The organism is Pseudomonas sp. FP453 (genome assembly GCF_030687495.1).
Taxonomy (GTDB): domain Bacteria; phylum Pseudomonadota; class Gammaproteobacteria; order Pseudomonadales; family Pseudomonadaceae; genus Aquipseudomonas.
In genome coordinates this window covers 5,500,902-5,524,957 of the sequence record NZ_CP117435.1, presented here as the reverse complement: position 1 = coordinate 5,524,957, position 24,056 = coordinate 5,500,902, and the positions used below count along the sequence as shown (strand labels likewise).

General features: G+C 51.8%; 22 protein-coding genes. 14 read left to right on the top strand and 8 right to left on the bottom strand.

From position 1 onward, the window contains the following. The first annotated feature begins 80 nt into the window (after window positions 1-80). From PSH87_RS25145 to PSH87_RS25135, 3 genes are read left to right on the top strand one after another with little or no spacing between them, the layout of a single operon-like run. On the top strand, window positions 81-764 hold the full coding sequence (locus PSH87_RS25145) for a hypothetical protein (protein WP_305431514.1): 684 nt from the start codon (window positions 81-83) through the stop codon (window positions 762-764). Then, entirely contained in the window at window positions 754-942 is a 189-nt protein-coding gene (locus tag PSH87_RS25140) for a hypothetical protein (RefSeq protein WP_305431513.1), read from the top strand. Before PSH87_RS25145 ends, PSH87_RS25140 begins: the two co-directional genes overlap by 11 nt. Continuing rightward, window positions 914-1,996 carry a hypothetical protein gene (locus PSH87_RS25135; protein WP_305431511.1) on the top strand — a complete coding sequence of 361 codons (1,083 nt, stop codon included), beginning with the start codon at window positions 914-916 and terminating at the stop codon, window positions 1,994-1,996. Before PSH87_RS25140 ends, PSH87_RS25135 begins: the two co-directional genes overlap by 29 nt. Here PSH87_RS25135 and PSH87_RS25130 read toward each other — a convergent pair. Further along, on the bottom strand, window positions 1,993-2,391 hold the full coding sequence (locus PSH87_RS25130; protein ID WP_017736623.1) for a MerR family transcriptional regulator: 399 nt from the start codon (window positions 2,389-2,391) through the stop codon (window positions 1,993-1,995). The genes PSH87_RS25135 and PSH87_RS25130 overlap by 4 nt on opposite strands. Then, on the bottom strand, window positions 2,330-2,974 hold the full coding sequence (locus PSH87_RS25125) for an NAD(P)H-dependent oxidoreductase (protein ID WP_305431510.1): 645 nt from the start codon (window positions 2,972-2,974) through the stop codon (window positions 2,330-2,332). Before PSH87_RS25125 ends, PSH87_RS25130 begins: the two co-directional genes overlap by 62 nt. A 243-nt stretch (window positions 2,975-3,217) precedes the next feature. Between PSH87_RS25125 and PSH87_RS25120 the strand changes: the two genes are divergently transcribed. Both PSH87_RS25120 and PSH87_RS25115 read left to right on the top strand, forming a co-directional pair. After that, on the top strand, window positions 3,218-3,982 hold the full coding sequence (locus PSH87_RS25120) for a type IV toxin-antitoxin system AbiEi family antitoxin (RefSeq protein WP_017736620.1): 765 nt from the start codon (window positions 3,218-3,220) through the stop codon (window positions 3,980-3,982). After that, on the top strand, window positions 3,972-4,904 hold the full coding sequence (locus PSH87_RS25115; protein WP_305431509.1) for a nucleotidyl transferase AbiEii/AbiGii toxin family protein: 933 nt from the start codon (window positions 3,972-3,974) through the stop codon (window positions 4,902-4,904). The genes PSH87_RS25120 and PSH87_RS25115 overlap by 11 nt, the downstream gene beginning before the upstream one ends. A 109-nt stretch (window positions 4,905-5,013) precedes the next feature. On the opposite strand, the gene ycaC is transcribed toward PSH87_RS25115, so the two are convergent. Beyond that, window positions 5,014-5,646, bottom strand: coding sequence for an isochorismate family cysteine hydrolase YcaC (ycaC, locus tag PSH87_RS25110; protein WP_017736618.1), 633 nt, complete (start codon window positions 5,644-5,646; stop codon window positions 5,014-5,016). A 686-nt stretch (window positions 5,647-6,332) separates the two neighbouring features. Here ycaC and PSH87_RS25105 point away from each other — a divergent pair. The 6 genes from PSH87_RS25105 (at window position 6,333) to PSH87_RS25080 (ending at window position 16,265) form a co-directional block, all read left to right on the top strand. Further along, the gene (locus PSH87_RS25105; protein WP_305377903.1) at window positions 6,333-6,632 is read left to right on the top strand and encodes a HigA family addiction module antitoxin; all 300 of its coding nucleotides are present in this window, start codon (window positions 6,333-6,335) and stop codon (window positions 6,630-6,632) included. A gap of 20 nt (window positions 6,633-6,652) precedes the next feature. Further along, complete coding sequence (locus tag PSH87_RS25100; RefSeq protein WP_305431507.1) at window positions 6,653-8,374, top strand: Eco57I restriction-modification methylase domain-containing protein; 1,722 nt, start codon at window positions 6,653-6,655, stop codon at window positions 8,372-8,374. Window positions 8,375-8,376: 2 nt separating this feature from the next. Beyond that, window positions 8,377-9,117, top strand: a complete 741-nt coding sequence (locus tag PSH87_RS25095) for a PaeR7I family type II restriction endonuclease (RefSeq protein WP_305377900.1) — start codon at window positions 8,377-8,379, stop codon at window positions 9,115-9,117. Between the two features lie 129 nt (window positions 9,118-9,246). Further along, on the top strand, window positions 9,247-10,260 hold the full coding sequence (locus tag PSH87_RS25090) for an SIR2 family protein (protein WP_305377899.1): 1,014 nt from the start codon (window positions 9,247-9,249) through the stop codon (window positions 10,258-10,260). A 9-nt stretch (window positions 10,261-10,269) separates the two neighbouring features. Beyond that, window positions 10,270-12,003: an ATP-binding protein gene (locus PSH87_RS25085; protein ID WP_305377898.1), complete on the top strand. Its 1,734-nt coding sequence runs from the start codon at window positions 10,270-10,272 to the stop codon at window positions 12,001-12,003. Between the two features lie 446 nt (window positions 12,004-12,449). After that, on the top strand, window positions 12,450-16,265 hold the full coding sequence (locus tag PSH87_RS25080) for a hypothetical protein (protein WP_305431505.1): 3,816 nt from the start codon (window positions 12,450-12,452) through the stop codon (window positions 16,263-16,265). 327 nt (window positions 16,266-16,592) lie between these two features. Here PSH87_RS25080 and PSH87_RS25075 read toward each other — a convergent pair whose 3' ends face one another. Further along, on the bottom strand, window positions 16,593-17,285 hold the full coding sequence (locus tag PSH87_RS25075) for a hypothetical protein (protein WP_305431504.1): 693 nt from the start codon (window positions 17,283-17,285) through the stop codon (window positions 16,593-16,595). 174 nt (window positions 17,286-17,459) lie between these two features. After that, a complete protein-coding gene (locus tag PSH87_RS25070; protein WP_065942786.1) occupies window positions 17,460-17,819 on the bottom strand; it encodes a hypothetical protein in 360 nt (119 codons plus the stop codon). Window positions 17,820-17,944: 125 nt separating this feature from the next. Between PSH87_RS25070 and PSH87_RS25065 the strand changes: the two genes are divergently transcribed. After that, window positions 17,945-18,190 carry a helix-turn-helix domain-containing protein gene (locus PSH87_RS25065; protein ID WP_083221202.1) on the top strand — a complete coding sequence of 82 codons (246 nt, stop codon included), beginning with the start codon at window positions 17,945-17,947 and terminating at the stop codon, window positions 18,188-18,190. A gap of 168 nt (window positions 18,191-18,358) precedes the next feature. Here PSH87_RS25065 and PSH87_RS25060 read toward each other — a convergent pair whose 3' ends face one another. Then, entirely contained in the window at window positions 18,359-19,327 is a 969-nt protein-coding gene (locus PSH87_RS25060) for a DUF932 domain-containing protein (protein WP_305431502.1), read from the bottom strand. Between the two features lie 807 nt (window positions 19,328-20,134). On the opposite strand from PSH87_RS25060, the gene PSH87_RS25055 reads away from it, so the two are divergent. Further along, a complete protein-coding gene (locus PSH87_RS25055; protein WP_083204809.1) occupies window positions 20,135-20,386 on the top strand; it encodes an AlpA family transcriptional regulator in 252 nt (83 codons plus the stop codon). Window positions 20,387-20,687: 301 nt separating this feature from the next. Beyond that, window positions 20,688-21,773 (top strand): inovirus-type Gp2 protein, encoded by a 1,086-nt coding sequence (locus PSH87_RS25050; RefSeq protein WP_305431500.1) that lies wholly within the window; start codon window positions 20,688-20,690, stop codon window positions 21,771-21,773. A 1-nt stretch (window position 21,774) separates the two neighbouring features. Here PSH87_RS25050 and PSH87_RS25045 read toward each other — a convergent pair whose 3' ends face one another. Then, window positions 21,775-22,434, bottom strand: coding sequence for a hypothetical protein (locus PSH87_RS25045; protein WP_305431499.1), 660 nt, complete (start codon window positions 22,432-22,434; stop codon window positions 21,775-21,777). Window positions 22,435-22,472: 38 nt separating this feature from the next. Continuing rightward, window positions 22,473-23,690, bottom strand: a complete 1,218-nt coding sequence (locus PSH87_RS25040; protein WP_305431498.1) for an integrase arm-type DNA-binding domain-containing protein — start codon at window positions 23,688-23,690, stop codon at window positions 22,473-22,475. Window positions 23,691-24,056: the final 366 nt, after the last annotated feature.

Sequence of the window (24,056 nt, the reverse complement as noted above, 5' to 3'; positions counted from 1 at the left end):
CCTAGTGCTATTCTGCGCCACGACCTGCAGCCACCCGTGGACAGTGCAGGCACAAAAAGCGCGTTTGAGGAGATAGGGATATGTCGTTGTTGGCGTTCTTGCAGGCCAAAAAGTACTCAAGCTCGGGGCGTGTGCATGTCGCGCCGAATATTCCCAAGAAGCTGCTGAGCAATGCCCTGGCGGCTTACGATCTGACGCTGGACCCCAGCGACGTGGTGGTGTTGATCGACGACACCATGTTCGGCAGCGGCAAGGACGGTTGCCTGATCGGGCATGACTGCCTGGCCATCCGCGAAACCTTCAGCGACGCTGTCAGCTATGCCTACAGCGAAGTGCAGTCCCTGGAGATTCAGGGCAGCAAACTCTTCCTCAACAAGCGTCAGGCGATTGCCTTCAACATGCCGGACAAGGCCGATCTCAACCAATGTTTCTCGTTGGTGCTGGAGTGGATGCGCAGCCAGTCCGGCGATCAGCCCAGCGCCAAGCGTGCCGAAGTGAAAGCGGCGGCCGGCAGCCAGGAATTGAGCGCTGCGCAAGTCGACGCCGTGGTGCAAATGACTGTCAACCTGGCCGAGCGCCTGGGCCTGGAGCGCGTGTACGTGCGCCCGCACATCCCGCAGAAAAAACTGCAGGCGGCACTGGAGTCCTACGGCGCCAATATGCGCGAAGACGAAGTGCTGGTGCTGATCGACGACACCCTGTTCGGCGGCGCCAAGGAGGGCGTGCTGATGGGCGAGCAAGCTGGCGCTGAAAATGGTATTTGAAGCGCCGCGCCTGTTTTTCTGGCGCCATCTGGAAGGGTTGTCGGTGGAGAAGCGCGACCTTTACATCAATGCGCGCAAAGTCGGTTCCTTCACCCAGGTCGGCGAAAAGGAACTGGGCGAGTTTTTCTTCACTGATCGACCAAGCGTTGGTGGATGCGCGCCAAGCCTCGGCCGATGACATTCCGCTGCCCGAGAGTGCGGCGCCTGAGCCTGTGCAAACCGAAGAAATCTTCGCCCTGGCGGTCATTGACGACAGCGAAGCCAGCAGCCCCGCCGAGCAACAGAAAAAAGCCGGCGCCAAGGACAAACTGCTGGGTTACGTCGCTGTAGCCATCGAGCAAAACAAACCGAAGATCCTGCCCTTCCTCAAGGAGAAAACCGGCGAGGCGTCCCTCGCTGCTTTGCGTGATGACGCTAACGTCGAGAAGCTTGGTGGGTTCATTTATGCCTTCCTGCCGGGCGTGGTGCGCCTGGCGCTCAAGGAAGAAACCTTCGTGCGCTTCGTCCTGGAAAACCGCAACAAGCTCCTCGACAAACTGCTGGTCGGCGAAGCTGAACGTGTCGCCGCGCTGCCGGACATCACGCCGGTGAACCGTGGCTACCATGCCGACCTCGACGACCTGCTGATGGATGACGAGCCAGGGGTGCGTCCGGGGCAGCAACCGATCGAGACCCTGGGCGTCATCTTGCAGGAGCTCAAGCAAGAGCTGCACGACAATCCAGAGGCCGAATTCATCTGGCAGTTGCCCATTGGCTTCCTTGAAGCGCTGCTGCCCAAAGCCGAAAAACTGATCGGCTTCCCCGACAAGAAAGTCGAGGACCAGGTCTTTTTTGCCTTGGCCCTCATGTATGGTTTTTCCTTCCACAAGGTGCCCGAGGCGGTGCGCAGCCAAGAGAAGATTCTGGAAAGTTTCCTCAACGGTTTCGGCGTCATCTTGAGTGGCTACGAAGAGCACAACGCCTTCAGCACCTTCAACGTCGATGATGACGTGATGCCCATGTTGCTGATCATGACCAAGGTGGCGAGCAAACAGCAGCTCAATGAACTGGTCAGGAAAATGCTCGACGAACACGCTCTCGTCGCCGAACCGGGCGACTTCGAGATGGACGACATCATGTCGTTGCTGCGTGAAGCCAACAACGGCGCAGTGGCCTGGGTGGACGCACTGACCCGCATCAGCGTTGATCGCGAACGCGAAGTGCAACGCAAATGGGGCGACGTGCTCAACTAAGACCGTGACGGGCGGCCAGTTTCAACCAGGCGTTCAAACTGGCACTGCCCTTGCGCACCGTCCAGGCTGGCCTCAAAGGCCAGCAAGCCGGCAAGCACCTTTTGCTGGGCTTCAATCTGCGTGATCAGCTCGTGTTTTTTCTGCGCAATCGCCTGCGCTGCGCGCTGCTGCGCCAACGCATTGCCGGGGTCGCCGTGGAGGATTTCCTGCAACTCCTTGAGCTTGAATCCCAGCTGTTGCGCGCACTTGATAAACATCAGCAGCTCGACACTCTGCTCGGAATAGACCCGGTACTGGCCCTCCCGTCGGGGCGGCGGCAACAGGCCAATCGCCTCATAGTGACGAATCGCCTTGATGGTCGTGCCTGACAGTTGCGCGGCTTTGCCGATGTACATGAAAACTCCCTTTTCCTGCGAGTGCGCTGGCTTGTTTCAGCCATTTTTCCCGTCGTGCTGTTGTCGATCCCAACACCGGCCCGAACAGCAACGTCTGGGTCGGCTTGATGCCGCAAAACGCCAGGGTGGCCGTGCGCATCTGATGGACGCCCGGCATGCGATAGATCCAGCGGTAATACCATGGCGGCGTGTCCAGGGCCACCAACAAATGTGCGGTCCTGCCCGCTAACAGCTTGTCGGGGAAGGCCTTGCCCGAGCGGTATTTGAACGCAAAACCGGGTAGGAAAATGCGGTCGATAAAACCTTTCAACAACGCCGGGGTGCCGCCCCACCAGATCGGGAACACGAAGGTCAGGTGAGTGGCCCAGAGGATGTCGGCCTGGGCGCTGAGCAGGTCGGGTTCCAGGGCTTGGATCTGGCTGTAGCCGTTGTGCAGGATCGGGTCGAAATCCAGCTCGCCCAGGCGTAGGACGCGCACCTCATGGCCGGCGCTTTTTGCGCTGCGGGTGTAGGTATCGGCGAGGGCGGCGCAGAAGCTGGTGGTGGCGGGGTGGCCGAGGATGACCAGGATGCGGTGGGGCATGGTGGGGTGTCCTGAATGGGGGATTCAGGGTAGGGGGTGCTGTATAGGGGAGAGTCAAGGGGAGCATTTGTGCAAGCGCCCCTTGCACAATTTCATCGTGCTGTGACGTTCACAGGCTACCGAGAGCAGAGTCTGTCAGCGAGCTGCCGGCTGGGTATCTATCTTGGGTTGATGAAAAGCATGTTCAGTGTCAAATTGGTTTATTATTTTCTTAAATAATCACCTTTTAGGTGTGTATGGAATATGAAAATAAACCAGTTGCTTGCTGACTGGCCGTCTGGTTCCGTCGCAACTCAGGCATGGCTTCATGAGCACGGCGTGGGGCCTGGCCTTGTGCGCAAATACCAACTCAGCGGGTGGGTGGAGCGTGTCGGTCATGGTGCGTGGAAACGAAAGGGCGACGAGATAGATTGGCAGGGCGGTGTATTCGCATTACAGCAAGGCACTTCGGTTGAGGTTTGGCCAGGAGGCGCGACTGCGTTGAGTTTGGTCGGATACAGCCATTACCTGACATTTGGAAAACCGACTGTCGATCTGTTCGGCACACCGGCTGCCGTCCTTCCAGGCTGGTTCCGTAAGTACCCTTGGAATGTCAACGTCAGCTTCAACCCGGGTGGGCTATTTGCCGCGATGGAAGACTTGGCGTTACAAGTTTTCCAGGTGCCTCGCAGCCGATTTGAGTTAAAAATCTCCACCCCGGAACGCGCAATACTTGAACTCATCCATCAAAGCGCCAATGAAGTGCTTTTCAGCAGTGTGGTCGATGTATTCGCTGGGTTGGGAGCCTTAAGCCCGAGACGCCTGCAACGCCTGCTTGAGTCGTGCAACTCCGTTCGAGTCAAACGTGTTTTTCTTCTGCTGGCACGAAACTCAAGTCACGCGTGGTATAGGCGTATAGATCTTTCCAGCATCGATCTAGGGAAGGGCAAGCGCCAAATCATCCGGGGTGGTCGACTCGATAAAGAGTTCCTTATCACCGTGCCGGAGAGCTTTATCAGTGGCGCTTGATGCTCGTTATATCGCTCAGGTTCGTTTGTTAGTGCAGGTCATCCCTTACATTGCGGCGGAGCGATGTTTTGCGCTTAAAGGTGGAACGGCCATCAATCTGTTTGTACGTGACCTGCCTCGTCTATCCGTGGATATCGATTTGGCGTATTTGCCCAGTTCGAATCGCCAGCAGGCGTTGACCGACGTTCGCCAGGCGCTTCGACGCATTGCTGACGCAGTTGGGCGAGGCTTGCCTCAGGTAGTTACCTCTGTTCAAGCGAACCGAGACAATGAGTTACGGGTTCTAATCAGAAGCCCGCAGGCACAAATCAAGGTTGAAGTTTCGCCAGTGATTCGCGGCACTGTTCATGCCCCTCAAGAGCGTGATGTGGTGGCATTGGTTGAAGACGATTTTGGGTTTGCCTCCATCGCGGTAGTCGCCTTGCCCGATCTATATGGTGGGAAAATCTGCGCTGCGCTGGACCGGCAGCATCCCAGAGACCTCTTTGACGTGATGTTGATGCTGCGTGAGGAAGGTTTGACGCGTGAGATCTTTGAGGGCTTTCTGGTGTACTTGATCAGTCATCGACGCCCCATAAGTGAACTGCTTATTCCACGATGGAAGCCTTTCACGGAGTTGTTCCAGGCTGAGTTCGCAGGCATGACTCGCGAACCTGTCACGCTTGAGCAAGTGGCGGCAACCAGGCAGGCGTTGCTGGCAGCAATGCGACAACAGTTCTGTGAACAAGACGCTGCCTTTTTGCTCTCGCTCAAACGCGCCGAACCGGATTGGACGTTGCTAGGCCTGACGGGGGTTGACCAACTGCCGGCTGTGCAATGGAAGCTGCGTAATATCGCAGAGATGTCAGTTGCCAAGAGGGATGAGGCATTCGCGAAACTGGATCGTGTGGTTGGCCAGATACTGGGTGCGCAGGCTTTTTGATGATTGAACCAGACCTATAGTTGTCCGGTTCGTATTTGTGCAGCAGCCTGCTGCACAAACAACAAAAGCCTGCTTTTTCAAGGCAGGCATTTTGTTTGACGCGCTGTGTTTAGTCCTTGCGCGCCGTCAGCGCCGAGTAACCATTCATCAAGTTGCGGTAGTTCGGGATGCGCTGGGACAGCAGGTTCCCCAAACCTTCGATATCGTTGCGCCAGTCGCGGTGCAGCTCACAGGCCACCGAGAACCAGTTCATCAGCTGCGCGCCGGCCTGGGTCATGCGGCTCCATGCGGCCTGCTGCACGGTGGTGTTGAACGTGCCCGACGCATCGGTGACCACAAATACCTCAAAACCCTCCGCCAGTGCCGACAGGGTCGGGAACGCGACGCACACATCGGTGACCACACCGGCAATGATGATCTGCTTGCGGCCGGTGGCCTTGATCGCCTTGACGAAGTCTTCGTTGTCCCAGGCGTTGATCTGGCCAGGGCGGGCGATGTACGGCGCGTCCGGGAACATCTCTTTCAGCTCCGGCACCAGCGGGCCGTTGGGGCCCTGTTCGAAGCTGGTGGTGAGGATGGTCGGCAGGTCGAAGAACTTGGCCAGGTCTGCCAGGGCGAGCACGTTGTTCTTGAACTCGTTGGGCGAGAAGTCTTGCACCAGGGAAATCAGGCCGGTCTGGTGATCGACCAGCAGTACGATGGCGTCGTCTTTGTTCAAGCGGTTGTAGGTTGGCGTGCTCATGGTTGAATCCTTTTTTGTTTAGGTTGGTTGGGCGTTGCGTTCAACATGGGCACAGATTAATGGGTGGGCTTCGGGTGATAAATCGGCTGTGGTGTGTCTTACCGTCAACTCAAAAGGGACAATGTGAGGCGGGAGGTGGTTTTGGTTCGCTCGGCGTTGCTGTGAAGGCCGCGGGGGTATTTTTTGAATGAGGGCGAGTTACCGATGATTGACGCTCAGGTCGCTCTGACTTTCTTGCGGGCATTAAAAAGCCGGCTTGTGGGCGGCGTTATTGTTTCATTTATGCCTTGTTTTGCTGGGGTTTGTGGTTGTTTAAATTTATATCCCCCCATTTATCCCCCCATTTGGGGCGTGAGTAGATTTTAGGAATTGAAATCCCTCAACCGACACTATCCAATATCATCACGTGTAGTGGCTTGGACCGAGGATGCCAGTGGCATTTGAGCTTGAATGCGTGAACCATTGATTTAAACGGACTAAGGTTTGAGTTGCAAGAGATGTAGTTGGGGCTCTCAACAGAGGATGCATCACTGATGTATTTCCTATTCGCCGGTTGGGGCACGTTGCATGAGGAGGGGCTCAGACAGGCCCGGACCTGTCTGTTTCTGAGCTCCATAGCGCATTGACAAGTGTCGCTTGACGCTTGACTATTCCGCTCGTGACGATTGGGGCAGGGAGGATGCACGATGTCCGTGAATGAGCAACATCCCGGCGTACTGGTGCGGCAAGAGTGCCTTGAGCGTAGCGGCCTATCTGTGACTGCTGGAGCTGAAATCTTAGGGGTCAGCCGACAGGCGCTCTCCAATTTGTTAACTGGTAAATCCGGGATATCTCCAGAGATGGCCATCAGGCTTGACCTGGTGTTTGGTGGAAGTGCAGAAAAGTGGCTCCAGCGGCAATTGAAATTCGACCTAGCCGAAGCAAGGAAGCGCACCGGTGTCATTAAAGTTCGGTCCCGTAACTTACAACCGAACGCTCATATTTAGTTCAGATCCTTATAGGCCCCATGACGACATCTCTTAGCCTTCACCAGCTTTCACTTCCTGACCTCTGCCCAGTTACGGCAGCCGTCCATGAACTGGCGACCACGGGCGGTGTGGAAGCAAGGGGGGCTGTATTTACCCGCACAGAGGTTGTCGATTTTATCCTGGACCTTAGCGGGTACAGCAGCGACCAGCCCTTGCATCGCCTTCGCCTTCTTGAACCCTCCTTTGGCGGCGGCGATTTTCTACTTCTGGCTATCAAGCGTTTGCTGCAAGTCTGGCAATCCAGCGATTGCAAGGACGATGCACCGAGCTCCTTAGGCGCGTGCATTCGCGCAGTGGAACTGCACCACGAAACCTTCATCCAGACTAAGGCGCTGGTCATCCAAACGCTGCAAGACTTCGGTATCTCCCGTCCGGACGCTTTAGTCCTCGCTGATTGCTGGCTCATCCAAGGTGATTTCCTGTTGGCCGACATTCTGGGGCAGTTTGACTTTGTCGTGGGCAATCCTCCCTATGTCCGGCAGGAGCTGATCCCTGACGTACTGATGACCGAATACAGGTCCCGGTACAAAACGATCTATGACCGGGCTGACCTCTACATTCCCTTTATAGAGCGGTCACTTAACCACCTCACGAAAGGCGGCAATCTGGGCTTCATCTGCGCAGACCGTTGGATGAAAAACCGTTATGGTGGACCACTTCGCCATATGGTTGCCGCTGGCTTTCACTTGAAAGCCTATATCGATATGACCGCCACACAGGCGTTCCATACCGATGTCATCGCCTACCCAGCGATTACCATCATCTCCCGGCAAAAATCCGGACCAACACGGATCGTGCGCAGCCCCTCACTGGAACGTAGGCATCTAAAAAAGCTTGCAGCTCTTATCGCTGAGAAGGCGCTATCGCAAGACGAGGACTCCATACGCGAGATCGCCTGCGTCACGTCGGACGATGAGCCCTGGATTCTGGAATCTTCGGATCAGCTGAATCTGGTCCGTCGGCTTGAGGCTGTGTTCCCGACTATCGAAGAGGTGGGGTGCAAAGTTGGCATCGGTGTGGCCACAGGCGCGGATAAGGTTTACATCGCGCCGTTCGATTCGCTTGATGTCGAGCCGGACCGCAAGCTGCCGCTCGCGATGACCCGCGACATCGTTAGCGGGCACATCGAGTGGCGCGGCTACGGGGTCATTAACCCTTTCCAGGATGAAGGAGGGCTGGTCGATCTCGAAAAATACCCGCGTTTGCGGCGCTATCTGGAGAGCCACAAAGAAGTCATCTCCAATCGCCATTGTGCCAAAAGCCAGCCGTCCAACTGGTATCGCACCATTGACCGTATTACGCCTTCGCTTGCGAAAAAGCCGAAGCTGTTGATTCCGGATATCAAGGGCGATGCCCATATCGTCTATGACGACGGCACGCTGTACCCCCACCACAATCTGTACTTTATCCTCTCGAACGACTGGGATCTCAAGTCTCTTCAGGCAGTGTTGCTTTCCGGCATAGCGCGACTTTTTGTATCTGTCTACTCGACCAAAATGCGTGGCGGATATTTGCGCTTCCAGGCGCAGTATCTCCGTCGTATAAGGGTTCCGCTCTGGAAGGACGTTCCTGAAACATTGAGGAGAGAACTTTCCGAAGCCGCCGGGAAGCACGATATCCAGGCCTGTAACCATGCTGTTTTTAGACTTTATGGACTTACTCCCGAGGAGTGCGCTGCCCTTGGTGGAAATGGAGAATAACTGTGCCGCTAGACCTTGTTGATTATGAGAGTAAAACTCCTGACGCTATAAAAGCTTTCTGGCAAAGCAGGGTAGATGCGAAGACAAAGCAAATGGAATCCGGCAAAGCGGATCAAGGAGAGCGTGCCGGTGTAACCGGCGGCAAGAATATGGATGGCTTTATCGATCTCATCACAGAGATCGTAAAGAAAAACGGCTTGGCCCACGCGCAGATTCATCAGCAAAAGGTTGCCCTGACGCTTCCGGGTTACTTCAGGCCCACTAAACTCTGGGACATTATCGTCATGCACAAGGGCCAGCTGATTGCCGCCATTGAGCTCAAGAGCCAGGTGGGGCCGTCTTTCGGGAACAACTTCAACAACAGGACAGAAGAGGCCATCGGTACTGCACACTGCCTGTGGACTGCCTACCGCGAAGGCGCGTTTGGTAAGCAACCACGGCCTTTCATTGGCTGGCTGATGGTGGTCGAAGATGCCCCTGGTTCGCGTAAACCCGTTCGTGACAGGTCGCCTCATTTTCCGACATTCAAGGAGTTTAACGGGGCATCCTATTTAAGCAGATACGACATTTTGTGCCAGCGGCTCATGCAGGAGCAGCTCTATTCTGCCGCCTCTCTGATCGCCTCGCCGCGTGACGCTGTGGGCTCAGGAGTGCACGGGTCTCTTTCGGATCTGACCAGCTTAAAAACCTTTGTGACCAGTCTGGCGGGGCATGTCGCCACCGTGGCGGCGCAGATGGAGTAATGTTGAGTACCGACCGTAATCCTAATTGACTTCAGGATTCTGTATGGTGATTCCAAGGGTATTGAGCCTGGGCTGATAGGCCGCCAAGCGTATTTGTTTCGGATCGACACAAACGGCAAGGATAGAATTTTGTCAGACCTGAATTTTGAAAAACAAGCGCAGGACTATTACAACAAGGCTCCCCTTATCATCCTGGGCAGCGGTGCATCTGCTGCCCATGGCATGTCTGGCATGTGGGCGCTTGCGAAGTACCTGGTCGCAAATACCGACATTTCAGGATTATCCGCTGGCGAGACATATGCCTGGGGGAAATTCTGCCAAGTCTTAGATGCTGGCGTTGATCTGGAGTCGGCGCTGCACCAGGTGGCTGTTACAGACGAGTTAACTTCCAGAATTATCAAAGCAACCTGGGCGCTCATCAACGCTGAAGACATTCACATTTTTAATGAAAGCCTTCAAAACCAGGCGATGTTCCCGCTGAGCCGACTGCTGCGCCACATGTTCAAAAGCAGCCTCACCAAATTAAACATTGTTACTACGAATTATGACCGGCTTGCCGAATATGCCTGCGATCAGGAGCGGATTCATCATTACACGGGGTTTACGCACGGGTTTTTCCGGCAACTGGCCGCGCCGAATGAGATAAATTCTGCCCGCAGAGTCAATATCTGGAAGGTTCACGGCTCGTTGGATTGGTTTAAATCGCCGCTTGAAGACATTGTGGCCGTTTCGAATATTCAAGAGATACCTGTCAATTACAAGCCGGAAATCGTGACTCCGGGCACTCAGAAATATCAAACGACGCATTTAGAGCCATACCGCTCAATCATCAATAATGCTGACCAAGCGATCACTGCGGCGAACTCTTACCTGTGCATTGGTTACGGCTTCAATGACGAGCATATTCAGCCGAAACTCATGGCGAGATGTCAGCGTCAGACTACCCCGATCACGATTATTACCTATGCGCTTTCAGATGCGGCCAGGAAGCTAATTACTGACGGCAAGGCGCAGAACTACCTAGCAATTGAGCGGGGAGGAACAGATGACCAGTCCGTCGTCTACTCCTCTTTGGATAAGACCCCAGTGACCGTTGAAAAAAACATATGGAGTCTTGAGGGTTACCTGTCACTCATCATGTAGGAAGAAGAGATGCCGATATTTATTTTTAGGGATGAAGACGCGCTTGGAAAGGTGGCCTCCGTTGATACGACAAACGTTATCGTGGACGTGGAAAATATCGAGCAACTCAAGAGGTTGCAAGTCAACCACTTGGCCGTGCTCCAAAGTAGCAGGCCTGGGCAGCATCTCATCGGCCTCATCACCCAGGTGACCCGCAAGCGTGGCATCGATGGCATTGCCAATGATGGCATCAGCGAGCAGACCTCAGAACTAAACCTGTGCAAAATCGCTCTGATTGGCACTATGCTGGATCGTGATGGAGAAAGAGAAAACGTCTTTCGCCGCACTCTGGAAAGCGTTCCAGAAATTGACGCGAATTGCTTTTCGCTAGAGGGCGAAAACCTTACCGGCTTTATGCGGACTCTCTCAAGCGTCTCAGCAGATGGCAATGCCCTGACACTGGGCAAATACACTCTGGACGAACACGCCGTTGCCTATCTCAACGGTAACAAGTTTTTCCAGCGCCACGCCTTCATCGGCGGTAGTACCGGATCAGGTAAATCCTGGACAACAGCCAAGATCATTGAGCAGATGGCGGGGCTCTCCACGGCTAACGCAATTGTTTTTGATCTTCATGGTGAATACTCGCCATTGGTAGGCCAAGGCATTCAGCACTTTAAGGTGGCCGGTCCCGCAGATGTTGAGGCAAAACGCACCATTGATGATGGTGTGCTTTACCTGCCTTACTGGCTGCTCTCGTATGAAGCACTCGTGGCAATGTTTGTTGATCGGAGCGACCAAAACGCGCCGAACCAGGCCATGATCATGTCCCGCGAAATCAACCAGGCAAAAAGAAAATACCTGGAGGATGGCGACCAGAAGGAAATTTTGAAGCACTTCACCGTAGACAGCCCGGTTCCGTTCGATCTGGATGTTTTGATGGGCAGGCTGAACGAGATCAACGTGGAGATGGTTCCGGGGGCATCAGTAGGTAAAGAAAAGCAGGGTGATTTTTTTGGAAAGCTCGCCCGGATGATTTCACGTCTTGAGAATAAAATTTCCGATAGACGCCTTGGCTTTATGTTCAATGGTGGTGGAGACGTTCTGGATTTTACGTGGCTTGAAAAGTTTACTACTGCCGTGCTGGGAAGCTCTGGAGAAAATGGTAAAGCCGGTATCAAGATCATCAACTTCTCTGAAGTCCCATCAGATGTTCTCCCGCTAATAGTTTCCCTTGTTGCTCGGGTTACTTTTTCCGTCCAGCAATGGACACCATCCGAGCTGCGTCACCCGATTGCGCTTCTATGTGACGAAGCGCATCTCTACATGCCTCAGCGAAACATGGCGGAGTCCGCCGACGATATCTCCCTGGATATTTTCGAGCGCATCGCCAAGGAAGGTCGTAAGTACGGTGTCAGCCTTGTCGTGATAAGCCAGCGTCCGTCCGAGGTGAATAAGACGATGCTCAGCCAATGCAGCAACTTTGTATCTATGCGGCTGACCAACGCCGAGGATCAGGGCGTTATTAAGAGACTTCTTCCCGATAGCCTCGGTGGGTTCAGCGATATACTGCCGACTCTCGATACAGGCGAGGCCTTGGTTGTTGGCGATGCGAGCTTGCTGCCAAGCAGAATTAGGATCGATGAACCTATAAACAAACCGAATAGCGGCACGGTCAATTTCTGGGATGAGTGGCAAAAACCGGTCAAAGACAGGCGACTGTCGATTGCGGTAGATAACTGGCGGAAGCAAAACATCCAGTAATTGCTTTGCAGGCTTCCATGGCTGATGGGCAATATTGAGCGGCTTATGGCCGCTTCGTATGAAGGCTCATGGGACTAGAGTTCATCACGCGCCGGATGTTAGCCAACGATGCCAGGGCGCTGCTGGCTTTTAAGGTCAGCGCAGGTGGCCTTATTGAAGTGTGCGGGCAGACGGCAACTCTTAGGTTACTCTTCGTCCTCCGACGTTTCCTCATGTTTGAGTCGCACGCCGCTTTGGGCTCCAATCCCATCAGCAAGGAGATTGGATATGCGTCTCAGTGAAGAACAAATTATTGGCTTTCTGCGCAGGCGGAGGCCGTCCTCCTCTCCGGACGAAAGTACTTATCTAACAAATACAACCTTGTACAATTTTTCGGCCATTCAACATCATAATGTTCCGTATTTCACTCTCCATCATCAACTCTCTGCGACGGATCGGCGAACCTCATGCGCAATTACTCGGAAAACTGGCGGCACTTAAAATCATTACTTGCTGCATATGTGACGAGAGATCGGGGCCTAGAGGAGGTTCATTCCTATGAGGATCAAACTCACGCTAAGGCACTGTCAGTTTTCCTCGTGAACGCGAAACTCGCGACCCCGAAACTGGATAGGGAGACGGTAGAAGCTGTTCTATCTGGTAAGCAATTATGGCCCCGATCATCTGGAATCCCTGTCGTATGTACGGAGTTTCCCCTCTCAGTACTCGAAGAATATGGGCTGGTAGCATTTTATGCTGGATGGTGCACCACTTACTACGACAGGGTGAGAGAGCCGGAAAAGGTTGATCCAAGTTTGTTTCCGCTGGTTCAAGCTATTGAGTACCTAAGAGACATCTGCTTCGGTCGAAATGGATGTATCCAGCCGCATTACGTCTGTCCAGAGGTCGAGTTGAGACCGTTGCTAGCAGCGGAGTTTGGTGAGCATCTGAGGGCAGAACAGCTGCTGCCAGAATTGCACCTTGAAGGAGGGGTATTCAGTTTGCCTCCAGGCAATCAACATTTCAGCTCGTTGATCAGTACCCATTTATGGGAAACACTGCGTAGAAAGTTAGGCCCCGAGGAAACGTTTTCCGAATGGATCATGTGCGCTCGCGTTAACTGTGAATGGGCCATGCCAGTGCTGTTCGATAATATGGAACACTCAACGCGCGCAGAATTCAATGAGCAGCTAGTAAACTTCTTGGCTACTGACGTAACACTTGCATCAAATTTTGTAACTTTCAAAAGGCAATCAATCAACCAGGATGGTTTTTCAGGCATTATCCGGCCGATGAGTTATCACGAGGATATCGTCATTGATGCTGACGGAAACAGAACCTCCTCTCATCGAAGTGAAGAGCTTCCGAAGCCTACGCTGGCTTCCCTACATACCGAATACCCTCATCTCAGCGAGGACGCCTCAACCAATCTTGAATTCGTTTTAGATCGAAATGGATTCGGCATGCGGAGACAAGCAGATCTTTTCTATACTTGGCTAATTTCGAGTGCTGTAGAAGCCAGTATTCGCATAGATGGTCAGCAGCTCACTTCTTCTGGACTAGCTGAGTCGGTGATGGAGTTGGCGGAAAGTCGGCCGATCCTCAAGTACATTTTGTTCATCTTGTTGCCTGAGTATGAACGATCGAATTACCTGATACTGCTTTTGGCTAATTCTGCAACATGCGATGTGGCTTTCTACTATCTCACAAGGCAGATTTTCGGGTTCTCAAGAGATGGTAATGCAACGTATATCAAGAATTTGGAGGGCGGGTATCAGCAGCTTGTATGCCATCAGTATGTTCAAACAATCGAAAGTGCACCGGATCTCACTGGGCGCATATTATCCGTTCTTGGCTTCTTGGGTGAACAGTGCAATTGGCAATCCTCTGATTTTTCCAAATCCTTTGAATATCGCTTTTTGATCAACCTACTAGATGCCTTGAGCCATCAACAAATAATTCAACTGGCGCAGGCCTTCGCGGAACGCCCCGTGGAAATAGAACCTACTCACCGCCAAACTACGCATCATTATTGGTATCTACTGGGCTTCCGGTTGATAGATCGCTTGGAGAGTACTGGTATAGATCCCTCTGGCACAGTATCTCGTGCGTTACGCTCATCAATGCTGGAGTACTACGAGGCAGAGTTCTCGGCGAACCTCAGAGGGCTAGGAAGCCTTGCGCCTAGCTCGTTTTTTGCCACCCTACCGTGGTTCAAGCTCATTTCAGAAACCGGACCCAGCCCACTTCTGAGGCTTTCTAATACTTGTGCCCGTTGGCAGCAGAACCTTGCTTACACGAGTAAGCATTCTTTTGCAGTCGCTTCAGCTATCCGACACTATCTGCAAGTCCTTATGGGCCTCGGACGACCGACAGCATCCTCAGTAAGCATGAATACCGTAGCAGCACGAGTTGAGGAAATTGTACGCTTGTATGGGTTTGGCCCTCGGGAGACGTTCTTATTTATTTTTGTAGATACAGCTAGCTCTGAAAAATACGATCTTTGGAGTCAGTTTTGCACCTATTCAAATATTTTTGGGGATGAGCTATACGCAGAATTCGTCGCCTGTTGTGTGCCTTCTATTCCATTGGACCATCTCTTTGTTCTGCTTGAAAAATGCCCTGTAATTGCTCGTGCCCAGCAATTGCGGGAACGTATCGAAATTTGCCGGTCTCGTGCGGACGAGAACCTAGGATTGACGGGATTAGAGCAAGCCTTCACATCAGCATGCGATTCTGGCCTTACTGATATCGCTTCCCGGCTGCTTGATTCAGCCAAAGCCTTCCTTGCGCAGGATCGTTTTGCGAAAACAAATCATCCGCACATTCTCCGGACTCGTAAGGTTTGGCAAAGTTATGAGTACAAGTGGCAGCTTCTAGAACTTTGCCAAGCTCATCCGTCCGATCCTGACGGCTTCCAGAAGGCTGTGCATGAAGTGCCGATCCCCCATGAGTCGCGAGGCACTCACTCTGACGATAGACCGCACTATAAGGAATGCGAGCGTTTCAGGCGGCAAATCGTTGCCAGCGCTTACAGCGAAGTTGATCCTCAGAAATGCATTAGGATCATGAAAGCGCTGCATGACGAAACTAAGCACGTTCATCACGGCTACCTGCTTTTTTATGGGCATTATAAACTTTATGCAACGGACAAAGACTCGACCCGTCTTCAGAGCGCGCTGACATATTTCTTGAGTACTCTGGTGGATACCGCGCCTGAGCAGATGCGCGAATATTGGATCGTAACGATCCTTGATACTTATCGCGTTATTCAAGTCCCGGAAATTGATGCTTTCTGGGCAAGGCTTACCCAGGAGCAGCAGTCAAGGCAGGAAATCTTGCGACCATACTGCGAGGCTCTGATCGCCAGGGGTGAGACTTCAACAGCTCGGAGGATAATAGGTCGTTATCGTGACCTCAACTCTCTGACGCCAGACGAGCTTGGGATCGAAAACTTGCTGAATGAGCTTGTCAGAGCTGAACCAGATTGCCCTTCAATGAGCGAACTTATCCAGCTTATGAATGAAGGCTCCCAGCGAACTATTGTGCAATTGAGGAAACACTATGGTCAGATTGTTTCCAAAAGTTTTGAAAGTTACGTAGATATTGTTAGCCCTGATACACCACCCCATGTATACCTCAAGGAAGTCGTTTTAGAGGTAGCGGGGGAAATCGTTTTGCGTAAAAGTAACCTTCAGGTCCCGTCAATTTCGAAAAGCGGTAAGACGAGTTATCGCATTATTAAAGAAGATCCGATTAACGATTGGTTCACCTCACTATTTGACAAGCGGATGGCGGAAGCACGAGTCGGTTTCCGGGATCAGAAACGCGGTGGTGAGTCGGCGTCGGGTGCGGGCCCCGGCGAAATCGACGCATTCGTGACTGCCAGCGATAACACTCGGGTCGCGATTTTTGAAGCATTTCGGTTGTTTTCGCTTGATACAACTGTGATTTTCGAGCACTTGGACAAAATCGCAGGCTATGACAATGAGTCATTAAGCCCTGTGTTTGTTGTTGCGTACTCTGACGTCAGCAATTTCTCTGAACTGGTGCGAAAGTATAAAGAGCTCATCACAAAGCAGGATTACGTTAAATATACCGTCGCTGTGGATGCACCTAATGAGGTCGAATCACTGCACGACACTGATCACATATGGTTAGGGACAGAGATTCGACGCCGGGATCGTAAGGACGTCGTTTTTTATCATATGCTGTTGAATCTGCATATGCCGCCGAGAACAGTTGAATCGACATCTAGCGATGTAGGCACCTCAAAACCTTAGCTGACCAAGTCGTTTGATGATTCGTGACACGTTCCTAAGGCCAAATTGAAGTTTTTCAGACTGTGTAGGCAGTGTGCTATTCACGCTGACTATCAGGCAATGGGGATGATGGATTTGACGCGGGAGGCGGTTGAGCGTGATTGGGGCAGTCAACGGCTGAGGCAGATGAAGGTCTGATCAGCAAGAGTGGGAGGGCATGCGCTTTTACTCGGTATGCCCTTAGGCTCAAATCTTCTGATGCTTTTTATAGGTCATATAGGTTGAAGATGCGCACTGTATTTACCCGTGAAACAAAAAACAAGGCACGGAAAATACCGTGCCTTGATATTAGTTTATTCCGATTGGATTATCATTTTTATCATAACAAATCGGATATTCGCAGTGCCCACCGGCATTGAGTACTTCCAGTTCATAGACCGTTGGTAGGTACTGCTTGAGCTCCGCCTTGGAAACTTTCTTACCATTAATGGTGCAGTCATCGTCCGCCCGTGGGTTGCACCAGGCTTCCTTTACTTCGATCGTTTTGGTGGGTTTTGTCATGGGGGTCTTTTCGACCTGTGGTTCGCTATCGACGGAGCCACTCGTTTCATTCGCATCCAGAGAGTAGACAGCAATAGAGTCTTTTACGCTCGCATTGCTAATGCCGTGGTCAAGCAAAAAATCTTGAAGTGTTGCACGAGCTTGAGAGTAAGTAACCTCTTTCCCCTTTTTATTTGGTCCGCCGTCCATGCGGTAGGCTATCGGATAACCATCCTCGCTTTCATAGATGTAATAGTAAATTGAAAGGCTAAAGCTTAGGTCCTGACCGTACATGCCATAGATGCCTGAGCCATTGGATGCACGGCAAGTGCCTCGCACACATTTACCGCTAATGTGGTTGCTGAAGGTAACGTTACGCTGTTGTTGTACATTCCACTGAGTGATGTTTCTTGGAATGCTATACCAAGTGCAACGGTAAAATTTCGCCCCATACTGATTTTTGGCCTCCGCACAGGGAATGGCGTAAGGCAGGTCGTTCATAGTTTGTTCATTTGGCAGCATGGGCGGATACATGTAACCGTAGTCAACTTCGGCTTGAGCGTTTATGGCGAATGTGAGCGCAAGGCAAATGGTTGCTTTTAGTATGGTTGACTTTGTTTTCAATTTATTAAGCTCTCTAGTGTGCGCTGTCGCGCTAATTAATACTGTCGTATGTTATTTTTTATAGATAATTTTTAGTTTTTTATTGACGTAGTCTTTTATGATTTCGTAGTCGGGGTTGTAGGTGGCTAGAGTATGCCCAGTACTGACAACGGTAGCAGCGGCGGCTAAAGCGACTCCGATGGGGAGAGAAGCCGCTCCAATAACAGTGCCCAATATACCGCCTTGAGCTAAAGCACCTTTCAGATCGACTTTTACTCGGCACTTTAGGTCTAGGCTTTCTATCTTTTTTTCGATAATCACTACGCTCTTAGTGAATTGACCTCTTAAACCTATAACCTCAAAAGACTTTTTGGCTTTTAGAAAAGTTTCTATTTGAGATTCGTTTAATCCATTTACTGTTGAAAGAGACATATTTTCGGATTCTCTGTATTGGTGGTAGGAAGGCCCACTGCTAGCTCTGCTCTACGTCACAGAAATGTCAAAAAAGGTCGTAAATACCGTGGTCGTGAAAGCATCATAGCGCGACGATTTTCGCCATGGCAAGAATCTCTGCGACTCACGATAAAGACGGCGACCTAGTACAGCTTGGTGCGGCGGTACGCGCACGAAGACTAGGGCATACGCTGTCGCAAGAAGCCTTGGCGGATGCTGCCGGGATCGACCGTTCTCACATGGGGAAAATAGAGCGAGGGGAGAGGAACGTTACCTTTTTGAATATCCTTCGGATCGCGACTGCTTTGCACTGCAAACCGTCAGATTTGCTCATCGACGCAGGACTATGACCGTTCATTAATCAGCGGTTTGTTTGCGTAAGCCGTTCTTAATTCCTGGATCTGCCCATTCTTTGCGTAGTTCAGTTGGGTAGGAAGGCCGGATCTAAACGGTTCCCATAAGGCATAAAGCGCCCAGCCATGAGGCACTTGCTGGGCGGTTTTGGTGTGCGAAACGGTTCAGGCCGCGAGGCGTAGAGCCGCATCCAGTGCCCTCTGCTTAATGACTGCACCTTGTCCAAACCATGCCGAGTCCATCCGGTACTCAGAGCTCCTTGCCCGCCGCTCGTGATCGACATATTCGGTCACGGCGTTGAGCAGTCCCCATGCGGTGCCTTTAGCAGACTGCAAGGTTGAGCCTCGGCCTTGTCCTTCATACAGGCTTTGTACTTTTCGTAGTGCTCTTTCGTTCGGTAGTACTTCAGGAATGGGGCTGTTAGCAGGGGTGTCGCACAGCACGCTGAGGAAGAAACTCATCGCTTCCGGCCACTGCACCCTGCGCTCTGCAAGCATGTGCATTCGATGCATGAATTCGTCCCACTGTGATACCGCGATACCCAGCTGCTTCTTTACCGCCTGTGGATCAAACCGAGTACTGTGCGGAACCTTGATAGCGCGGCTTGCCCCATCCAGGGCAATAGTCAGTGTGTTGTTGCAGACGACTCGAACGGTGGTGGGTGTGGCGGTGGTAGCTAACGTTCCGTCGCACGAGGTTGCCAGTAGCAAATAACCATTCACTTCATCATTACCCGCCAACGCTGCGGTCTGCCCTGTCCGCGCCAACGCCCAGAACTTACGACCTCCTTTCAACACTCCCGCAGTTTCCAGCTCATACCCGGAGACCTCAGTGAGGTCGCGGTAAAATTCGAGCACATCGCGAGGCTGCACTATTTGGTAGCGCTGTGAGACTACTGAAAGCGCTGCTTTGGTGTCAGAGCGGTAAAGAACCTTCTGTTCTGGGAATGTATAAATTGATCCCAGGTTACCTACCGTGTTGGCCTTGAAATGGACGGGACTGTCTTCTATGCGCCAGTTCATACCGGCTTCTTTCTGCCAGACCTCAATAGGTTGCTTGGGTGAAAGTGCGGAGCCGAGTTCATGCCATGGCGTTTCACCGACATAAGCCATGTGTTCGATTAGATGTGCCATTAGGTTTTTCCTTGTTTGACAGGCGAGCGCCAACGCTGCTGGGATATCAGCGGTGCGTAATATGTAAGCGAGATGAATATCAGTTGTCTTGAATTGCTTCGACTGTGTGTGACGCCTTCACGGATGTTGCAGGTAAATGCATCTTGAAAGAGCAGTTACAGTGACTGCATCGGTAGAAGTCGAATACGTTGCGATCAATTAATGCTCCGATCCTCGCTCCCGCGATACATCCGGCTGCGCCGCTTGCGAATGCCGCCATAATGGATGAGGCCAATCGGCCTACTGCTGTGGTTAGCCCGCCTGTTGGGCTGCCAGTGATCAAAATAATATTGGCACCGATTGTGGTAGCGGATAATCCTTTGAGCACACCGCTCACTCCACCGATGGCGGCACCTGCTTTCTTGGCTGTAGCTTGTTGTGCGACGGCTGATGACCCGCAGCTTGGGCATTCAATCATTTTTTCAGACCTCTAAATAATTATCGGTGTCAAGGATATTGTCGTTGCTCAAGTGTTATGTATGATTAAAATTGTTTCGAATTGATTCTTGGTGTCCACGAAGAGGGCCGAAGTTAGTTCTCTCTGACAAAAGAACTAACATTTCAAACGAGGGAACTAACATTTCATAGCTGGGAACCAACTTTCTGTACTGGAAGGTAGGCTAGTGCATGCCTCAGTCCGGTAGTGGATCGGTCGTCAATTGAAATCTGGTTTAGCACCTGGGAATTTTTTACTGGGTGCTAAGTCGAGTGAACGCGGGAAGAAGATCTTTTACCGTTGGGGCTCATTGAAACCCGAGGGTACCTACCATGCAGCGAGATTCGGCAGTACATCCTAGTGTTATCAGACTCAAGCAGCTTTCAGTTAGGGTGGGGCTGTCACGATCAACTATTTATGATCGGATCAACCCAAGATCTTCGCGATATGACGCAACGTTCCCTAAGCCTTTTAAATTGGGCAGCTTTGCTGTGGGGTGGCTGGAGGAAGATGTAAGCGCTTGGCTACAGCGATGCGTCAGCGTTTCTTATAATGGTTCTAATTCGAGCAACCACAAGCACTAACTTTCATTTTTCTATTGGGTCATATCTCCAGCGTGCGGTGCTGTTGTTTATCTAATTCGTTGGGTTGGCCGGGGCAAGCAGAGAGTTTGAATATTGGTATCTATGTTATATCTAGAATAGTATCTAGTAACTCTAGTGTCTATATTTAATATCTATACCTGATATCCATCTCCCATGCACACCGTGATAGAGCATAGGTGTGCATAGGCAGTATGCGTCGATGGGTGCGGTAGTGACTTAACGTTAGTTGAGTGCTCTATGTGAGGAATGATTAGAGTGCCTGTCAATATAAGGTGAGTGCATGAGGTTTGAAGAAGAGATAGAGTTCTATTTTGAACATGAGTCGTACATGTATGCGGACATCAACGGTGAGACGGTTGAGCAGTATACCGATCAAGCGTTATTGGCGAGTGATATCCGTTCAATTGTGAACGTAATGTTGCGTCTGAAGGCCTGTGAGAAGGGGTTGTTTCTGCCTCGCACGACGGCGATGTCTAAGCAGAAGAGGGTCAGAGTGTTGGAGCAGGACTGTCTAAGCTTACTAAAGGTGGATTTTGGGATGATCAAAGAGGTTTATCCCTGTCATGAGTTTAATCCGCTGTTGAGAGTCTTTATGATGTACTTTGTTGGAGTGGAGCTGAAAACAGATGTATATAAGGTTGAGCTGCTTCAATCTGATGAATTATCCCTGCTCCATGACTTGATAGAAAAGGTTAAGCAGGAAATTCGTGGGGTGGAGTTTCAAACTAATCTGAAAGGGTTTAGCCGGTCTGCCAATAAGAATTATAAAAGCCTAGTTGGATATATTGAGTCGCTGTTTGTGCGTTACGCTAGGATGCTAGTGATTCGTATCGATTTCACCTATCGCAGCCAGTACTGCTTTCCTCGAGGAGAAACCGCTATCACCCATGCCGAAGCCAGGAGGCATCGCGAAGCCTTAATGAAGTATCTCAGGAGCCCTAAGTCACCGGGTGTTGTAGGGTATGCTTGGAAACTGGAATATGGTCTTGATAAGTCCTACCATTATCACTGTTTGTTGTTTTTGAATGGAACTGATCATCGAGAGGATATCGTCATTGCCAAGCTTCTGGGGGAATACTGGGTAGAGATGGTGACTGAAGGGAAAGGAATTTATTATAACTGCAACAAGAACAAAGCGGCGCTTGAAAAGAAAGGGATCTTAGGGGTTGGCATGATTAGCCACCATCAGGCCGGTCTAAGGGCTGGGCTAAACCTTGTGGCGGCGTATCTGACCAAGCCGGATTACTTCATCCGGATGATCGCACCTGACGGCGGTAGGTGCTTCGGGAAAGGAGGGCGGGTATCTCCCAAGGAAACAAAACGAGGTAGGCCCAGAAAGCAGCCTGAGGCGTTACCAAGTGAATAACCTATTCACTAGTGCCCAGAAAGGCCGCTCGGCATACGGAGCCTTCTTCCTTCATCCATTTCGTCATCAGGTTAGTAAGTTGGGAGGGGGTGAGATTCATGCTTGAATTTTTATTTAGTTTTACAGCTTCCTCATAAATACAGTTTGCAGCGTCTCGCTCTTTTCTCCAGCCTTCCGTCGGCCGAAGCGAGCTAATTAAAACTGCTATCTTGTTCTGGTTTTTTTGGCTGTTCTTTGAACGTCCTCGGGCCCCTCCATTAATTCGAGGAAGTGTCACTCCACTGGCATATCCCTCGAAGTGGCTAGCATGACAGATAAGTTTCGAAGCGCTAGCGATGGATCCATTTTTACATTCAAAGTCAAATAGGAGGAGGTAGGTGAGTGCGATTAGGGTGTATTCTCGCGCGGGGTGGGTTTGCGAGTCGAACTCACTCATCACCCATTGAGACGTCTTCTGATCTTTGCACGTCTCTCCCGTTTTTACTTGGGCTTCTATGCTATTTTTGATGTGGTTATAATCTTCGCCAACAGAGTGTGTTATAAGGTAGCACAATGACTCTTCTATCCTGAGCCTTTCGCTATTCCAGTTAGCCTGTAGCTCTTCTTTTAGTTGCTCAAGCTCATGCAAGGCTTGAGCTTGATGTTGCGATGAATTGGTCATGTCGACTCCTTGAAGGTGCGGCTTGATATACTAGGTATTCAGACTTCGAGATTACTGTTGAACGTTGGATTGAGGAAGGCTGCCCAGTCCTTCATCAGCAATCGGCGTTTATCAAGGAAGTCCGAGCGCGAATAGGCCCCTTCAGTCTGATCGCGTTCATCATGCGCCAATGCCATCTCGCAAACCTCGCGTGGGTAGTGAGTGCACTCACCGGCCCAGTCACGAAACGAGGATCGAAAGCCGTGACGTGTTACGTGTTCATACTCCATGCTGTGTAGGAGCGTACGTATTGCGTTTGCGTGCATGACCCCTGTCTTGCCCTGGCCTGGAAACAGAAAGGCGCTTCCCTCATCTCGTGGAATACTCTTCACCAGCTTTACGACGTCCTCAGCAAGTGGAATTACGAAGGCTACCCGCATCTTCATTCGCTCGTCTGGCAGCGACCAAGTCCCAGCTTCTACATCAAACTCATCCCAACGAGCGAACCTAACCATGTGGGCGCGTGCGCTGGTCATGATCAACAGTTGAGCGGCCCAAGACGGGGGCGTGGAGTTTGCCCTGAGCTTTATCATCAGATCCGGCACATCCTGCCAGCGCAAAGCTTCAAAGTGCTCGCGCTTCCGAGCCTTCTTCTTTTCAGCACGGCTCAACAGATTGTCTAAGTGCCCGCGCCAGCGAGCGGGGTTCTCACCCTTTCGCAGGTTGCGTGCCTTAGCGGCGTCCAAAACTTGCTCAATTTGCCCACGTACCTCATCGGCGGTTCGTGTTTTGGTGGCCCAGATAGGTTGCAGCACCTTGAGTACTTCGGGAGTACCGATGTCTTCGGCTGACAGCTTGCCTATGTGATCAAACGCATACAGCTCCAGCTTACGCAGCCACCCTTTACGCCACTTCTCCGACCACGCCGCGCCGTGAGCATCACGGTATTCCGTTGCGAGGGTCTCGAACTTCAGTTGCTTCGCTTCACTTGCTCGCTGGGCTTCCCGTTGAGCTGCGCGCTCTATGTCGCGAGCGGCTAATGGGTCTACGCCATCACTCAATTGGGTGCGTTTAGCACTGGCATCTTGTCTGGCCTTCTTGAGACTCACCTCAGGGAATGAGCCCAGCCCCATCTCTCTACGACGGCCCGCCAGCTGGAAGCGAAGTAGCCAGGATTTACGCCCGGTAGGTTTGACGACCAAGCGAAGCCCATCACCATCTTCATAGGTGCCAGGTTCGGTCAGGTTTTCGACTTGTTTCGGATTCAGCTTACCCATTTGATTTCCCCTGTCGTCCCTTTTGTCCCCCCACCTGTCCCCCCACTTCATCGTCGGATGAGGTCAAATGGCGTTGAACGCCATTGGACAGGGGAATGCCTGAAACCCCCGGAATAGCTAAGCTATCAGGTGGATTCTCGGATGGGGTAGGATTATTTTGGACAATTAAAAAGCCGGCTTGTGGCCGGCTTCTCGCTGACTGCCTCAGCTTGTTTTTGACAAACCTCAACAGCCTTCAAATCGCTCAGCCAACATTGCGTCTGGCTGAATAGTAGGGGCATCCGCGGGAACTCCTCCGCATCGCCGAGCAGGGTGAATAGCCTTGAGCCAACCCCTGCCAAATGTGCGGCGCATGATACCCACATT

Bases quoted from the DNA above. Each gene is read 5' to 3' on its own strand.
- PSH87_RS25145 (WP_305431514.1), top strand. From the start codon at position 81: ATGTCGTTGTTGGCGTTCTTGCAGGCCAAAAAGTACTCAAGCTCGGGG.
- PSH87_RS25140 (WP_305431513.1), top strand. From the start codon at position 754: ATGGTATTTGAAGCGCCGCGCCTGTTTTTCTGGCGCCATCTGGAAGGG.
- PSH87_RS25130 (WP_017736623.1), bottom strand. From the start codon at position 2,391: ATGTACATCGGCAAAGCCGCGCAACTGTCAGGCACGACCATCAAGGCG.
- PSH87_RS25125 (WP_305431510.1), bottom strand. From the start codon at position 2,974: ATGCCCCACCGCATCCTGGTCATCCTCGGCCACCCCGCCACCACCAGC.
- PSH87_RS25120 (WP_017736620.1), top strand. From the start codon at position 3,218: ATGAAAATAAACCAGTTGCTTGCTGACTGGCCGTCTGGTTCCGTCGCA.
- ycaC (WP_017736618.1), bottom strand. From the start codon at position 5,646: ATGAGCACGCCAACCTACAACCGCTTGAACAAAGACGACGCCATCGTA.
- PSH87_RS25105 (WP_305377903.1), top strand. From the start codon at position 6,333: ATGTCCGTGAATGAGCAACATCCCGGCGTACTGGTGCGGCAAGAGTGC.
- PSH87_RS25100 (WP_305431507.1), top strand. From the start codon at position 6,653: ATGACGACATCTCTTAGCCTTCACCAGCTTTCACTTCCTGACCTCTGC.
- PSH87_RS25085 (WP_305377898.1), top strand. From the start codon at position 10,270: ATGCCGATATTTATTTTTAGGGATGAAGACGCGCTTGGAAAGGTGGCC.
- PSH87_RS25080 (WP_305431505.1), top strand. From the start codon at position 12,450: ATGCGCAATTACTCGGAAAACTGGCGGCACTTAAAATCATTACTTGCT.
- PSH87_RS25075 (WP_305431504.1), bottom strand. From the start codon at position 17,285: ATGAACGACCTGCCTTACGCCATTCCCTGTGCGGAGGCCAAAAATCAG.
- PSH87_RS25070 (WP_065942786.1), bottom strand. From the start codon at position 17,819: ATGTCTCTTTCAACAGTAAATGGATTAAACGAATCTCAAATAGAAACT.
- PSH87_RS25065 (WP_083221202.1), top strand. From the start codon at position 17,945: ATGGCAAGAATCTCTGCGACTCACGATAAAGACGGCGACCTAGTACAG.
- PSH87_RS25060 (WP_305431502.1), bottom strand. From the start codon at position 19,327: ATGGCACATCTAATCGAACACATGGCTTATGTCGGTGAAACGCCATGG.
- PSH87_RS25055 (WP_083204809.1), top strand. From the start codon at position 20,135: ATGCAGCGAGATTCGGCAGTACATCCTAGTGTTATCAGACTCAAGCAG.
- PSH87_RS25050 (WP_305431500.1), top strand. From the start codon at position 20,688: ATGAGGTTTGAAGAAGAGATAGAGTTCTATTTTGAACATGAGTCGTAC.
- PSH87_RS25045 (WP_305431499.1), bottom strand. From the start codon at position 22,434: ATGACCAATTCATCGCAACATCAAGCTCAAGCCTTGCATGAGCTTGAG.
- PSH87_RS25040 (WP_305431498.1), bottom strand. From the start codon at position 23,690: ATGGGTAAGCTGAATCCGAAACAAGTCGAAAACCTGACCGAACCTGGC.